The sequence below is a fragment of the Pseudomonas sp. LBUM1646 genome, assembly GCF_059716165.1.
Genome location: NZ_CP166810.1, coordinates 3,598,337 through 3,611,885, shown reverse-complemented (window position 1 = coordinate 3,611,885; position 13,549 = coordinate 3,598,337). Strand labels below are relative to the sequence as shown.

15 protein-coding genes and 2 tRNA genes are annotated in these 13,549 nt (G+C 58.6%); 12 read left to right on the top strand and 5 right to left on the bottom strand.

The features are described from left to right. Positions 1-2 precede the first annotated feature (2 nt). Together ACA071_RS16660 and ACA071_RS16655 are read left to right on the top strand one after the other, a co-directional pair. On the top strand, positions 3-1,460 hold the full coding sequence (locus ACA071_RS16660; protein WP_497640161.1) for an NAD-dependent succinate-semialdehyde dehydrogenase: 1,458 nt from the start codon (positions 3-5) through the stop codon (positions 1,458-1,460). Positions 1,461-1,487: 27 nt separating this feature from the next. Further along, the gene (locus ACA071_RS16655) at positions 1,488-2,567 is read left to right on the top strand and encodes a tartrate dehydrogenase (protein WP_497640160.1); all 1,080 of its coding nucleotides are present in this window, start codon (positions 1,488-1,490) and stop codon (positions 2,565-2,567) included. A 121-nt stretch (positions 2,568-2,688) separates the two neighbouring features. Here the strand turns inward: ACA071_RS16655 and ACA071_RS16650 are convergent, their stop codons facing one another. After that, the gene (locus ACA071_RS16650) at positions 2,689-3,615 is read right to left on the bottom strand and encodes a 2-hydroxyacid dehydrogenase (RefSeq protein WP_497640159.1); all 927 of its coding nucleotides are present in this window, start codon (positions 3,613-3,615) and stop codon (positions 2,689-2,691) included. A 272-nt stretch (positions 3,616-3,887) separates the two neighbouring features. Here ACA071_RS16650 and gabT point away from each other — a divergent pair, with 272 nt between their 5' ends. The 10 genes from gabT to ACA071_RS16600 all read left to right on the top strand — a co-directional run bounded on the left by gabT (position 3,888) and on the right by ACA071_RS16600 (position 11,889). Next, complete coding sequence (gabT, locus tag ACA071_RS16645; protein ID WP_497640158.1) at positions 3,888-5,180, top strand: 4-aminobutyrate--2-oxoglutarate transaminase; 1,293 nt, start codon at positions 3,888-3,890, stop codon at positions 5,178-5,180. A 97-nt stretch (positions 5,181-5,277) separates the two neighbouring features. Further along, a complete protein-coding gene (locus tag ACA071_RS16640; protein WP_497640157.1) occupies positions 5,278-5,934 on the top strand; it encodes an HAD family hydrolase in 657 nt (218 codons plus the stop codon). A gap of 45 nt (positions 5,935-5,979) precedes the next feature. Beyond that, positions 5,980-6,468, top strand: a complete 489-nt coding sequence (locus ACA071_RS16635; RefSeq protein WP_008055821.1) for an Lrp/AsnC family transcriptional regulator — start codon at positions 5,980-5,982, stop codon at positions 6,466-6,468. A 434-nt stretch (positions 6,469-6,902) separates the two neighbouring features. Continuing rightward, a complete protein-coding gene (locus ACA071_RS16630) occupies positions 6,903-7,673 on the top strand; it encodes a DUF4198 domain-containing protein (RefSeq protein ID WP_497640156.1) in 771 nt (256 codons plus the stop codon). A 28-nt stretch (positions 7,674-7,701) separates the two neighbouring features. Then, a complete protein-coding gene (locus tag ACA071_RS16625) occupies positions 7,702-8,907 on the top strand; it encodes an acetyltransferase domain-containing protein (RefSeq protein ID WP_497640155.1) in 1,206 nt (401 codons plus the stop codon). 67 nt (positions 8,908-8,974) lie between these two features. Further along, positions 8,975-10,318, top strand: coding sequence for an OprD family porin (locus ACA071_RS16620; protein ID WP_497640154.1), 1,344 nt, complete (start codon positions 8,975-8,977; stop codon positions 10,316-10,318). A gap of 228 nt (positions 10,319-10,546) precedes the next feature. Next, positions 10,547-10,620: transfer RNA gene (locus tag ACA071_RS16615), tRNA-Cys, on the top strand. Positions 10,621-10,814: 194 nt separating this feature from the next. Next, positions 10,815-10,901: transfer RNA gene (locus ACA071_RS16610), tRNA-Leu, on the top strand. Between the two features lie 165 nt (positions 10,902-11,066). After that, the gene (locus ACA071_RS16605; protein ID WP_497640153.1) at positions 11,067-11,417 is read left to right on the top strand and encodes a hypothetical protein; all 351 of its coding nucleotides are present in this window, start codon (positions 11,067-11,069) and stop codon (positions 11,415-11,417) included. Between the two features lie 97 nt (positions 11,418-11,514). Continuing rightward, positions 11,515-11,889 (top strand): hypothetical protein, encoded by a 375-nt coding sequence (locus ACA071_RS16600; protein ID WP_497640152.1) that lies wholly within the window; start codon positions 11,515-11,517, stop codon positions 11,887-11,889. Positions 11,890-11,901: 12 nt separating this feature from the next. Here ACA071_RS16600 and ACA071_RS16595 read toward each other — a convergent pair whose 3' ends face one another. The 4 genes from ACA071_RS16595 to ACA071_RS16580 form a co-directional block, all read right to left on the bottom strand. Further along, complete coding sequence (locus tag ACA071_RS16595) at positions 11,902-12,237, bottom strand: hypothetical protein (protein ID WP_497640151.1); 336 nt, start codon at positions 12,235-12,237, stop codon at positions 11,902-11,904. Between the two features lie 126 nt (positions 12,238-12,363). Next, the gene (locus ACA071_RS16590) at positions 12,364-12,648 is read right to left on the bottom strand and encodes a hypothetical protein (RefSeq protein WP_497640150.1); all 285 of its coding nucleotides are present in this window, start codon (positions 12,646-12,648) and stop codon (positions 12,364-12,366) included. Positions 12,649-12,944: 296 nt separating this feature from the next. Next, complete coding sequence (locus ACA071_RS16585) at positions 12,945-13,175, bottom strand: hypothetical protein (RefSeq protein WP_133836423.1); 231 nt, start codon at positions 13,173-13,175, stop codon at positions 12,945-12,947. A 130-nt stretch (positions 13,176-13,305) separates the two neighbouring features. Further along, positions 13,306-13,527, bottom strand: coding sequence for a hypothetical protein (locus ACA071_RS16580; RefSeq protein ID WP_497640149.1), 222 nt, complete (start codon positions 13,525-13,527; stop codon positions 13,306-13,308). Positions 13,528-13,549 lie beyond the last annotated feature (22 nt).

Genomic DNA, 13,549 nt, shown 5'->3' with positions numbered 1-13,549 from the left:
CCATGCTCAATAATCGTTTGAAAGACCCCAGCCTTTTGGCAGAACTCGCGTATGTGGACGGGCAGTGGATCGGCGCCGAAAACGGCGCGAGCCTGGACGTTATCGACCCGGCCAGCGGCCAGTTGCTCGCCCGCGTCCCGGCCATGCAAGGCGCGGAAACCCGGCGAGCCATCGAGGCTGCCGACAAAGCCTGGCCGGCCTGGCGCGCCCGTCCGGCGGCGGAACGTGCGGCGCTGCTGGAGCGTTGGTATCAGGCCATGATCGATAACCTCGACGACCTGGCGCTGATCATGACCTGCGAACAGGGCAAGCCGCTGAACGAAGCCAAAGGCGAAATCCGCTACGGCGCCGGTTTCGTCAAATGGTTCGCTGAGGAAGCCCGGCGGGTCTACGGCGAAACCATGCCGGCCCCCAGCGGTGACCGTCGATTGCTGACGCTCAAACAACCGGTGGGTGTCTGTGCCGCAATCACCCCGTGGAACTTCCCCAACGCGATGATCACCCGCAAGTGCGCGCCAGCGTTGGCGGCGGGCTGTCCGATCATCGTCAAACCGTCTGACCTGACGCCGCTGTCAGCCTTGGCGTTGGCCGTTTTGGCCGAGCGAGTGGGTATCCCGGCCGGGGTATTCAACGTGTTGACCGGCCTGCCCGCCGGCATCGGCGAAGAACTCACCAGTAACCCGACGGTGCGCAAGATTTCCTTTACCGGTTCCACCGCCGTGGGCCGTTTGTTGATGCGCCAGAGCGCCGAACACATCAAGCGCTTGAGCCTGGAACTGGGCGGCAATGCGCCGTTCATTGTGTTCGACGATGCGGACCTGGAGCAGGCTGTGGCCGGGATCATGCTCAGCAAATTCCGCAACGCCGGGCAGACCTGCGTCTGCGCCAACCGGATTCTGGTGCAGAACGGCATCTACGAACGTTTCGCTCAACGGCTGGTGGAGGAGGTGAGCAAGCTCAAGGTCGGCAACGGTCTGGACACCGATGTCACCATCGGTCCGCTGATCAACCCGGCCGCCGTAAGCAAAGTCGCCCGGCACATCGACGATGCCTTGAGCCAAGGCGCGACGTTGCTCTGCGGCGGCATTCCCGAAGGCGACAACCAGTTTGTGCAACCCACGGTCCTCGGCGACACCCACGCCGGCATGCTGCTGGCCAACGAAGAAACCTTCGGCCCGGTCGCGCCGCTGATGCGTTTCACCGACGAAGCCGAAGCCCTCGCGCTGGCCAATGCCACTCCTTACGGTCTGGGTGCCTATTATTTCACTCAGGATCTGCGCCGCTCATGGCGTTTCGGCGAGGCGCTGGAGTTCGGCATGGTCGGGCTCAACACCGGGATCATTTCCATGGAAGTCGCGCCGTTCGGCGGCATCAAGCAATCGGGCCTGGGCCGCGAAGGCAGCAAGTACGGCCTGGACGAATACCTTGAAGTCAAAGCCTTCCACATCGGCGGGCTGTAATTCACAGACACTCGGGAGCCACGATTGATGAGCAAAACATTCAGAATCGCCGCGATTGCCGGCGATGGCATCGGCAAGGAAGTGCTGCCGGAAGGCTTGCGGGTGCTGGAGCAGGCAGCGAAGAAATGGCAGTTGGATTTGAGCATCGAAGTGCTCGACTGGGCGCACTGCGATTACTACCTGGAACACGGGCAGATGATGCCCGACGACTGGTTTGAGCAGCTCAAGGGGTTCGACGCGATCTACTTCGGCGCCGTGGGCTGGCCGGACAAGGTGCCGGATCACATCTCCCTGTGGGGCTCGCTGCTGAAGTTTCGCCGTGACTTCGATCAATACGTAAACATTCGCCCGGTGCGGTTGTTTCCGGGCGTACCGTGCCCGTTGGCCGGGCGCAAACCGGGGGACATCGATTTCGTGGTGATCCGCGAGAACACCGAGGGCGAGTATTCCTCGGTGGGCGGCAAGATGTTCGAAGGCACCGAGCATGAGTTCGTGCTGCAAGAATCGGTGTTCACCCGCCGTGGCGTCGACCGGATTCTCAAGTTCGCCTTCGAACTGGCCCAGACTCGCCCACGCAAACGGCTGACGGCAGCGACCAAGTCCAACGGGATTTCCATCAGCATGCCGTACTGGGACGAGCGCACGGCGTTGATGGCGGCGAAGTACCCGGAGATCACTTGGGACAAGCAGCACATCGATATTCTCTGCGCGCGCTTTGTGCTGCAGCCGGACCGGTTTGATGTGGTGGTGGCGTCGAATCTGTTTGGCGACATTCTTTCCGATTTGGGCCCGGCGTGCGCCGGGACCATTGGCATTGCGCCTTCGGCCAACCTTGATCCGGAGCGGCGGTTTCCGTCGTTGTTTGAACCGGTGCATGGTTCGGCGCCGGATATCTATGGGCAGAACATCGCCAATCCGATTGCGATGATCTGGTCCGGGGCGTTGATGCTCGACTTCCTGGGCAATGGCGATGGGCGCTATCGCGCGGCGCATGATGGAATTCTGCAGGCTATCGAGCGGGTGATTGCCGAAGGCCCGATTACTCCGGATCTGGGTGGGAAGGGCTCGACGCAGGATGTCGGCAAAGCCATCGCCGAGCGCCTTTGAATGATGATCGTTCCCACGCTCCGCGTGGGAATGCCTCTTCGGACGCTCTGCGTTCGGCTCTGGATGGGACGCGGAGCGTCCCGGGCTGCATTCCCACGCGGAGCGTGGGAACGATCTACCTTTAGTAACCTTTAGTGCGGTCGATTTGGCCCGTCATCGGCTCGCCCCGTTGATGCCGCCGAATATTCTCCAGCAACACCCCAAACGCACTCTCCGGCTGGGTCATCGCCGCAATATGCGGCGTCAGCAGTATCTGCGGATGCGCCCAAAACGGATGATCCGCCGGCGCCGGTTCTTCCTGCAGCACATCGAGCACCGCGCCACTGAGCTGGCCACTGTCCAGCGCTTCCAGCAGATCACTTTCCACCAGATGCCCGCCACGGCCCATGTTGATCAGCGCCGCGCCATTGGGCAGTTGTCGGAACAGCTCACGATCCAGAATCCCCTGAGTCTGTTCAGTCAGCGGCAACACGCACAACAAAATATCGCACTGGCTGAGAAATGCCGGCAGTTGCTCGCGACCGGCATAACAATCCACGCCAGCCACCTGATGAGCACTGCGCGCCCATCCTTTCAACGAAAATCCCAACGGCTGCAACGTCGCCAGAATCTGCTGCGCCTGGGTGCCCAAACCCATCACACCCACTCGACGTTTACTCGCCGGTTGCAGCAAATGCGCCTGCCAACACCGCGCCTTTTGCTGCTGCCGATAACGCAGCATGTCGCGATGCAGGCTCAGCACCGCAAAACTGGCGTACTCACACATGCCGCGAGTGATACCCGGATCGAGCAGACGCACCACCGGCAAACTCGATGGCAAACGGCTGAGGTCCAACTGATCGACCCCGGCGGACAGCGCAAACAGCACTTTCAGATTCGGCAGTACAGCCTCTAAATCATTCGGCGCCTGCCACGCCGCCAAATATTCAATCTCGGACGGATCGCCAATGTCCGGCCAGGCGCGCCATTCGATATCCGGGGCGTGTTCGGCGAACAGCGCTTGCCACTGTTCGCCGCGCACAGGGTCAGCTTTATAAAGCAGGGCCATGGGCAATTCCTGAAAGGGTGAAGGTGCTCTCATCATCGCGCAACGCCAGCGCAGGATCTGTCGAAAGGGCCGGGTTAAACGGGTTGCACCACGTTGTATCGCCAAGGCGGCGGCAGATTCGGCGGGCAAAAGGAATCTGCCGTTTGGCGGGGTGAAAACAGTCGATCCGAATTTCTCAGGGGCCAAGTTCGGCGTAGTTCGTTTCGCGCAAGCCTTAACCTGAACACCATCGCAACCACCTCCCGGTTGCCGGACTCACGATGGGAAATGCCATGAATAGCAAAGTCGACGACACCCCTCATTTGCTCCGTCAGCGCGATCAATTCGTGCCGCGTGGCTTGGTCACCGCTCACCCGTTAGTGATCGATCACGGCCAAGGTGCCGAGTTGTGGGACGTGGATGGTAAGCGTTATCTGGATTTTGTCGGCGGCATCGGCGTGCTGAACATCGGCCACAACCACCCGAAAGTGATCGCAGCGGTGCAGGCGCAACTGCAAAAAATTTCCCACGCCTGTTTCCAGGTCGTGGCCTATAAACCTTACCTCGATCTGGCCCAGCGCCTGTGTGAAATGATCGGCGGTAAGGAAGCCTATAAAGCGGCGTTCTTCACCTCCGGCGCCGAAGCCGTGGAAAATGCGGTGAAGATCGCCCGCGCTCACACCAATCGTTCGGCAGTGATTGCCTTTCGTGGCGGTTTCCACGGTCGCACTTTGCTCGGCACCACGCTGACCGGCATGAGCCAACCGTACAAACAGAACTTCGGGCCGTTCGCGCCGGAGGTGTTTCACACGCCGTATCCGAATGCTTATCGCGGGGTTTCCAGCGAGATGACACTCAAGGCGCTGGACGAATTGTTGGCGACCCAAGTGGCGCCGGAGCGTGTCGCCGCGATCATTATCGAACCGGTGCAGGGCGACGGTGGTTTCCTCTCGGCACCGGCCGAGTTCCTCCAGGGGCTGCGTGCACTGACTGAAAAACACGGCATCGTGCTGATTCTCGATGAAATCCAGACCGGGTTCGGCCGCACCGGCAAGTGGTTCGGTTTCCAGCATGCCGGCATCCAGCCGGACCTGGTGACCGTCGCCAAGAGTCTGGCCGGCGGCTTGCCGCTGTCGGGTGTGGTCGGCAAAGCCGAAATCATGGATGCGCCACTGCCCGGTGGCCTCGGCGGCACCTATGGCGGCAACGCGCTGTCCTGCGCGGCGGCACTGGCGGTGATCGATGCGTTCGAGGAAGAACAGTTGCTGGCGCGTGGTGACGCGTTGGGTGAGCGTCTGCGCCAAGGGTTGTTGAACTTGCAGGCCCGCCACCCGCAAATCGGCGACGTCCGTGGCACCGGATTCATGCTCGCCATCGAGTTGATCAAAAACGACGAGGCTCGCACCCCGGATGCTGACCTGAACCAGCGACTGATCGATGAAGCGCGCAAGGGCGGCTTGTTGGTGATCAAGTGCGGTGTGTATCGCAACGTGCTGCGCTTCCTCGCGCCGTTGGTGGCCACCGAAGCACAGGTCGACGAAGCGCTGCAAATTCTGCAAGCCGCCTTGGCACGCGTCTTGAACTGAGCTCCTGCCGGCTCGGGGGCGCTGCTGCAAGGCATCGCCCGTGCGCGTTTTATGGAGCATGGAGGAATCGAATGCATCACTGGAGGCTTTGCACACCATGGGGCTGACTGATTATCGAGCGCTGCTCATCGATTGCGATGAAGTCCTGGTCGATCGAGACTCGGGCGTTTGGGCGGCGTTGCAACCGCTACTCGACAGCCGGGGCGGGCACCCGGACAAGGAACAGGTGCTGGCCGAATACAGCGAGGTGGTGCGCGCGCTGTATCCGCGCTTCGGTGAGCTAGGCTTCAGTGGACTGCTGTGTTTCGCCCATCGCCAATTGGCCGAGCGCTGGGGGCTGAAAGCCAGTTGGGAGGAGGGCATGAGCTTCGCCCGTTCGGTGGCCGGCTGGTCGCTGTTCGAGGATGCGCCGGGGGCGATGTTGTACCTGCGAAAATTCTATCGCTTGCTGGTACAGGGCGACCGGGACGCCGAGGATCGCGGGCAGCTGTGCGAGCGTTTGGGGATCATGCCCGATGACTTCATCTCGCTGGCCAGCGATCCATTGCAGGACACTGAGTGGCTACAAGCCAACGTGTTCAAGCCCGGCGACATCCTGCAAGTGACCCGGCCTTCAGCCAGTCGGCAGGCGAGTAGCGATGTGTGCCTGATCTGCCGCGGCCGGGTCAAACACCCCACGCCTTGCGCAGCGGATTACTGCATTAACAGCATGGCGGATCTGGTGGCTCAGCATCAGCTGTCTTTACGGCGCTGATTTTGCTAGAAGATTGTCTTACAAACGGCAGTCAAGAGGTACGCAATGGAAGGTTTAGTCAAACTGGACCGGATCGACATCAGCATTTTGGTTGAGCTGCAAAAGGACGGGCGCATGACCAACGTCAGCCTCGCCGATGCCGTGGGATTGTCGGCCAGCCCCTGCCTGCAACGGGTCAAACGGCTGGAATCGGCCGGGTACATTTCCAGCTACAAGGCGCACCTGAACCTGGCGAAGATCACTGATTCGGTGACCGTCTTCACCGAAATCACCTTGAGCGATCACAAGCGCGAAGACTTCGCCAAGTTCGAGTCCAATATTCGCCTGGTCGATGAAGTGCTCGAATGCCATTTGATCAGCGGTGGCTACGATTACCTCGTGCGCTTCATGACCCGCAGCATCCAGCACTATCAGGAAGTGATCGAAAGCCTGCTGGACAAGAACATCGGCATTTCCAAATACTTCAGCTACATCGTCATCAAATCCCCCGTGCTCAAGGACGGCGTGCCGTTGCGCAAGTTGCTGCGTCACTGAAACACCCCCATCGCTTCTGTAGCCGCTGGCGCAGCCTGCGTTCGGCTGCGAAGCAGTCGTAAAATCAAAAAATGTGGTCTTTCAGGCACGCCGTGCAAAGCGGATTTACGGCTGCTTCGCAGCCGTACGCAGGCTTCGCCAGCTGCTACAAGGTGCGTGCTGCGAATTCCACAATGCACCGTGTTTGGACATTCCCCTGCTAGATCCCCGCAACCCGCCTCATCCTGGCGCAAGCCGCATAAATAGCTGTTTCGAGCCCTCAAAACAGTGTCCGGGTGCCCCTTGAGTCATGAATTCGCAACAAAGCGCAAAAGTCTCTGCGCTGTAATGCGTACAGAGAGAGGGGTGCGGTTTGTGAGGTCGCTGATTTCGGGAGGATGAAGCGGCAGTAACGAATCGCTGAAAAAACACCAATCGGAGCCAAAAAAATGCGAATGAGCAACGCAAAAGCACTGTTGGGTTACGGCGTGTTCCTGCTGGCTGGCAGCAGCGAGGCGCATCAGATCTGGTACGAACAGCCACCGGGGCAACCCTTGGCGTTGTACTACGGGGAATATGACAAGAACATGCTGGAAGTCACTCCGGGCGGGATGGACCGGTTCCAGCAACTCAAAGGTTGGTCGATTGGCAACAATTCGAAACCATTCAATCTGACCTTGCAGCGTCAGGCGTTTGCGGTAGCCCATCAGGCCAAGAGCGATGACTCCTTGTTGGCCCAAGACCCGCATTATCCGATCTTCGACCTGCACGAAGCCGACAAAGCACTGAAGACCTACTGGACCCCAGCGACTCGATGGGTCGGCGATTTGCGCGCGCGTACCCCGGAATTGACCCTGGATATCGTGCCCACCGGCACCGTCGACGGCAACAAGGCGCAGTTCCAAGTGTACTATTCGCAAAAACCGCTGGCGGATCAGGACGTTATGCTGGAAACCGGCTCCGGCGAAGTCTTTACCCAGCGCACCGATGCGACGGGAAAGGTCAGTTTCGAACTGCCCTGGCAGGGCATGTATGTGGTGGCCGTCGAATACAAGGATCGTACGCCCGGTGAGCGGGTGAGCCCGCAAGGCAAGACCGAGCCCTACGACTTGAAGAGCTTCAGCTCCACGCTGTCGTTCTATCGGGCGCAGGGCAAGCCGCCGTTGCCACGGGCACCGTCGCAGTTGCCGGCCTCCGAAGTCGCCCGGTTGAAGAAACAGGCCTGATCTATCGCCCCCCACAGGAGTCACCACTATGTCCCAATCTTCAGGATTGGCCGGGCAGGCGGGAAGTGTTTCCCCGGCGCTGGCTACCCCGCTAGTAAAAGCCAACACCCGGATGCTGGCAATCGATGCCCTGCGCGGTTTCGTCATGCTGTTGATGCTGATCGACCACGTGCGCGAAACCTTTCTGCTGCATCGCCAGGTCACCGACCCGATCGACGCCTTGAGCGTAACGCCGGACCTGTACTTCACCCGGATGCTCAGCGAAATCTGCGCCCCGGTGTTCATCTTCCTCACAGGCCTGTCGGCCTGGCTCTACAGCCAGAAACACACCGCCAGCGAAACCTCGGTGTTCCTGCTCAAGCGCGGATTCTTCCTGGTGTTCCTGGAAATCACCTTCGTCTGCTTCGCCTGGAACGCCGAGTTCCCGCCCAAGACCCTGTGGCTGCAGGTGATCTGGTGCATCGGCATCTGCATGATCGTGCTCGCCGGGTTGCTGCACTTCAAACGCGGCTGGCTGATTGTGCTGGGGCTGGCCATCGTCGCCGGGCATAACCTGTTCGATAACGTCGTCGTCGGGCCAGAGTCGCCGTTCTATGTGCCGTGGTCGATCCTGCATCAGAAGGTGTTTATCGACATCACCGAGTTCACCCGGGCGCGCACGACCTATCCGGTGCTGCCGTGGATCGGCGTGATTTTGCTGGGCTGGGGCATCGGGCCGTGGTTCGGCAAGGACATGGAACCTGCGGAGCGGATTTCTCGCCTGGTCAAACTCGGCGCAGGTCTGCTGGTGGCGTTTGTGTTCATTCGTTACCTGAACGTCTACGGCGAGAAGCCGTGGGTGCAGACCGGTGATTCGCTGCGCACCTTCATGAGCTTCATGAGCGCGAAGAAGTACCCGCCGTCGCTGATGTTCCTGATGCCGACCCTTGGTCTGGGCCTGCTTCTGCTGGCGTTGTTCGAGAAGCTGCAGGATCGCTGGTCCACGGCGACGTTGGCGATCTACGGCGGGGCGCCGATGTTCTTCTATTTGCTGCACCTGTACGTGCTCAAGGCCATGTACCTGGTGGCCGTCGCGATCTGGGGCGCCAATCAGGGCGCGTACTACGGCTTCGATAACCTGCCCACGGTGTGGCTGTGGAGCGCGATTCTCGGGGTGTTGATGTTCTTCCCTACGCGCTGGTTCGCCAGCCTCAAACAGCGGCGTCGCGACATCGCGATCCTCAAATACCTCTGAGTGGCCAACGGTGTCCCCCCGGTTGGCGGGACACCCTTGCAGACCCTGAATGCTGTGGAGTTGCCCTGTGAAAACCCTATCGACACACACCCTGCTATTGGCATTGGGCGGGCAGTCTTTGCTCGCCCTGGCTTCGGAACAAGACAACGCCAAAGGCTTTGTCGAAGACAGTCAGTGGAGCCTGCTCAACCGTAGCGTCTACGACCGCCGCGACTACGAACACGGCTCGCTGAGCAACGGCGCACGCAATGCCTACAAACCTCGCGCCCAACGTAGCGACCTCGCCGAAGAATGGGCCTACGGCCTGATGGCCGATTTCACCTCCGGCTATACCCGTGGCACCGTAGGCTTTGGCCTCGACGCCCATGTCTATTCCGGCTGGAAACTGGACAGCGGAGGCGGGCGGGCCGGCAAGGCACGGTTGCTCGGGGTGGACAATGACGGTCACCCCAAGGATGAATTCAGTCGTGGTGGCGCCGTGGCCAAACTGCGCATCTCTTCCACCGAACTGCGTTACGGCGAGCAACGGGTGAAAACCCCGGTGTTCGGCTCATCCGACAGCCGCCTGCTGCCGGAAACTGCCACCGGTTGGTTGCTGACCAGCCGCGAACTGCCTGCCACCACGTTGTATGGCGGCCACTTCAATGAAAGCACCGACCGTAACGCCACCAGCCACGACCAAGGCTTTGTGGTGAATTACTCCAACGGCAAGCAGGGCGACAGCTTCGACCTGGTGGGCGTGCGCAACACGGCGATTAAAGGGCTGAATGCCAGCCTGTTCAGCGCGGAATACGCCGACACCTGGCGTCAGCACTACCTGGGCGCGGTCTACACCCAACCGTTGGCCGACGGCCAGGACCTGACTTTCGATCTCAATCTGTATCGCACCCAGGACACCGGCAAAGCCTTGTCCGGCCGGATCGATAACACCACCTGGAGTTTTCTGACGACCTACAAGGCCGGTTCCCACAGCTTTGGTCTGGGTTATCAGAAAGTCGACGGCGACACGCCCTACGACTACGTCACTCGCGGCGCAATCTACCTGAGCAACGCCGTGGCCCTGTCCGACTTCAACGCCCCGCAAGAAGCGTCCTGGCAGGCGCGCTACGACCTGAACATGGCAGGCTACGGCATCCCCGGCCTGACTTTCGGTGCCATCTATGTCCGCGGCAGCGGTATCGACGGCAGCCACATGGACCCAAACGGCGGCTACAAATGGCTGGGTTACGGGCAGGGCGGTAAACACTGGGAGCGCGATCTACAGGCCAAATACGTGGTGCAATCCGGCGCAGCGAAAAACCTCGCATTCACCCTGCGACATGCCGTGCATCGCGGGAACGCAGCCCAGGCGGAACTGGATGCCAATCAGATTCGCCTGGCGGTGGAGTATCCGTTGGGAGGGAAATTTTGAATCGCGAACGTGACATAGCGCGAAACCGGGTGTGATCAACCGGGCAGAAATTTTTTTGAAATCAAGGGGTTGCCAGCCTCGGGAAATCAGTACATAATTCACGCCATCGAAAGCACTGACCGCTGAAAAAGCTCAATGTTTTCAAAGAGTTAGAGAATGATTCAATCAACTCTCGAAGCTCAGCGTTTGTATGCATTTGGTGTCGTGCTACTGACATCAGATGTTTGAGGCCGAGTAGCAAAATGGTTATGCAGTGGATTGCAAATCCACCTACGCCGGTTCGATTCCGACCTCGGCCTCCACTTTAAACGAGCTCCGTAGATCCTTGATCTACGGAGCTTTTTTATTTTCGCTGTCCTGCAAGATTTAGTCTTGAAAAGGCTATCTGCGAACTTGCTTCACGGGGGAGGGATGTATATATTTCCACCTCTGCTGCACAAGCGTCAGAACTGCCAGGCTTTACTTGGCAGGCTTCAGACCGCTTCACCGCGCTACCGCCCGAATGGCGAAACTGGTAGACGCATGGGACTTAAAATCCCCCGCTCGTAAGGGCGTGCCGGTTCGATTCCGGCTTCGGGCACCATTTAAAATCAAGGGTTTGCGGGCGAAAGCTGATGCAAACCCTTGTTTGTTTCTGGTCCATTCATTTTGATCATTCCTGCCTAGATCACTCAAGAAACCGACTCACTTGGCCGATACGTTTCGGGCCAGGCATTGATGCCAATCAACTTGAGTAACGGAGTTTCAAATGGTTCTGCGTAAAATGTTCGCACGTCTAGGCATTGTGATGATCGCTGGTGGGTACGTTGTTTCAGCCCAGGCTGCTGGTGACGCTGCCAAGGACCACAACACTGCCATTGCGCTGGTTGCTATGACCCAAGCGTGTGCTGAGCAACATCCCGACGCGGGAATTTCCTTGGAAAAAAACGTGCTTAAGGAGAAGGCGAGCCTGACTCCCGAGATGGAGAAGACCATCAATGAGGCGACGACAAACCCTCTGTACGCCAGTGAAGTGAAGGAATCGTACGATTTCTTCAATACCCCCGATGGCCTAGGCCTTCTGAAAAGTATCTGCAAAGAAATGATCGCTACAGAGTAGTGATTTTTAAGTTATATATCAAAGGCCTGCGTGAGGTATCTCATGCAGGCCTTGTTGTTTCTGCTGCATTATTTTTGACAGGCATGGAGCTTGGATTTTGATTTCATTGATGAAAAAAACAGCCCTCGTAATCAGCGTTGCACTGGCGGGCATGAATAGTATTCCGGCGGCAGTGGCCCAGGAACCGACTAATCGCGAAGCCGCTGTAATGACCGTTGCGATGAAGAGGACTTGCTCGCACTTGAACCCTGCCGGGAAATACTCCCTTCGCAACGTCATGGATGACCCTCAGTCGGGGCTGACGGAGGAGATGAAAGAAGAAATTCTCATCGCCGACAAGTCCCCTGACTACCAACAGGAAATTCAATTGGCCAGGGACAAGACCGAGGGCGACATAACAGGTAGGGCGGCAATTGCCTTGGTTTGCAGGAATTTCGAACCGCCCAAGGGCTTTAGTTTCTGGCCCTGGTAGGGCAGCGCCTTGCTAATCGCCCAGTTTCATGACGGTCTTGCAACGGATGCATTGAGCTTCGCACTCGGTGTAAACCTGATAGGCCAGAAGGCGGCGGCTGTTGAGTGATTCGTCGCCAGGCCGGTAAAGGAATTCCATGCACTTTCTGCACTTGGGGCAGCGCACAAAGCAGGACAGCAGAAAGAACAAACAAACGGCGATGATTTGCAGGACAGCGAAGATTTCAAAATGACGCTTGGCTGAGTGATCGAACCAAAACCAGGCGATGTAGATAAGGCTACCCCAGAAACTGGCGGAGCATAGCAGCGCCGCCACGAAAGCTACCCAGCGATTTTTTAGTGTTTTCAAGTAAGAGTCCATTCTGAAAGTGCCGCGCCATTATGCGGAAATGGGCGGTACTTTTCAGCTTTGGCGTGCTCTTGGGGTTCGCCTCAGGAAGAGGTCGGGCCGATAAGATCGGCCCGAGGGGAATATCTAAACGAAAGCCTGACCGCGAAATCCTCGAGGCAATCTTTGTTGCCCTGGCATTGCAGTCAACCGCTGAACCCACTCTGCACGCCAATCATTGGCGGTATGAGTGACCTTGGCCTTGCGCGCCGCACGACGTGTTGCGTTGCGTTCTTCTTTACGAGCGTCCTTGAACGCATCGGTGTTGCGGCAGCTTCTGCATTTCACCTGGTTCAGTATTTTGCTCGAAACCAGTTGTGTACCTGTATGACCGCAGGCCAGATGCCCGCCAACTTTGAAGTGAGTGACCATTGAAACGTCTCCTTCGTGACGTGTGATTGTTTGACCTCCAGCGGTCGGCAGCGTTCGTTTATGGATTCGAGGGCAAAAAAAAGCCCGCATGCGGGCGGGCCAAGGGATTCTTCAAAGGAGTGATTCCACAGTAGGGCGTTGGTTGTGAAGAGGATGTGAAAGAATTCAGGCAAAAAAAAGCCCAGCGCGTGGCCGGGTTGCGGGTATGGCAGGAGGCTATCAGGCAGGCAGGGTCTCGGTGACAAAGTTGTCGCCGTTCATGCTTCCTGAATCAGGCCTGTCCTTGAGTCGGATGCTTATCTAAACCGTGGCAGAGGCGGTTCGACGGGGTGGAGCGAAGACAGCGTGCTGCGAATCAGCGGTGCGTCTTTTTCGATATCGTTCAGCCGGTCACGGATTTTCAGGGCCGTAGGGTGCCCGCCTTGGTGATCGACCCAGTCGGCGATTTCCTTGCAGGCGGCCGCGAGGCGGGCCTGGCGGGAGTCGAGCAGGGTGAGCAGGGTGGTGATGGACTCTTTTTCGGACATGACAAACACCTCCTTAAAAGGGATCTGACAAGTGGCAGCAAAAAGCCCGCTGGTGCGAGCTCTCTGCCGATGGGGTCGCTGGTCCTTCAGCTTTTTTCAGTATAGACCCGGTAAAAAATCATGAACGGTTTCAGCTTTGCCGGGCTGTCACTTGTGAGCGGGCATTGAGCTGGCGGCACTCACGTCGGGCGTCTTCTTCGAGATCGAAACCATCACCAATAAAGCCGCGGGTGCGGGTATCGGCGATGCGATACCAGACGGCAGCGTCGGGTGGCGCGTGGTCGACTTCTCCGGCTCGGCGGCCATGAATAATGATCTTGTTGCAACGTTTCACAACGAAAATGTCTTCCATGGCACCACCGTAGCTGATTCGT

Coding starts and splice junctions, on each gene's coding strand:
- ACA071_RS16580 (WP_497640149.1), bottom strand. CDS start 13,527: ATGGAAGACATTTTCGTTGTGAAACGTTGCAACAAGATCATTATTCAT.
- ACA071_RS16625 (WP_497640155.1), top strand. CDS start 7,702: ATGTCCCAATCTTCAGGATTGGCCGGGCAGGCGGGAAGTGTTTCCCCG.
- ACA071_RS16590 (WP_497640150.1), bottom strand. CDS start 12,648: ATGGTCACTCACTTCAAAGTTGGCGGGCATCTGGCCTGCGGTCATACA.
- ACA071_RS16635 (WP_008055821.1), top strand. CDS start 5,980: ATGGAAGGTTTAGTCAAACTGGACCGGATCGACATCAGCATTTTGGTT.
- ACA071_RS16640 (WP_497640157.1), top strand. CDS start 5,278: ATGGGGCTGACTGATTATCGAGCGCTGCTCATCGATTGCGATGAAGTC.
- ACA071_RS16605 (WP_497640153.1), top strand. CDS start 11,067: ATGGTTCTGCGTAAAATGTTCGCACGTCTAGGCATTGTGATGATCGCT.
- ACA071_RS16660 (WP_497640161.1), top strand. CDS start 3: ATGCTCAATAATCGTTTGAAAGACCCCAGCCTTTTGGCAGAACTCGCG.
- ACA071_RS16655 (WP_497640160.1), top strand. CDS start 1,488: ATGAGCAAAACATTCAGAATCGCCGCGATTGCCGGCGATGGCATCGGC.
- ACA071_RS16630 (WP_497640156.1), top strand. CDS start 6,903: ATGAGCAACGCAAAAGCACTGTTGGGTTACGGCGTGTTCCTGCTGGCT.
- gabT (WP_497640158.1), top strand. CDS start 3,888: ATGAATAGCAAAGTCGACGACACCCCTCATTTGCTCCGTCAGCGCGAT.
- ACA071_RS16585 (WP_133836423.1), bottom strand. CDS start 13,175: ATGTCCGAAAAAGAGTCCATCACCACCCTGCTCACCCTGCTCGACTCC.
- ACA071_RS16650 (WP_497640159.1), bottom strand. CDS start 3,615: ATGGCCCTGCTTTATAAAGCTGACCCTGTGCGCGGCGAACAGTGGCAA.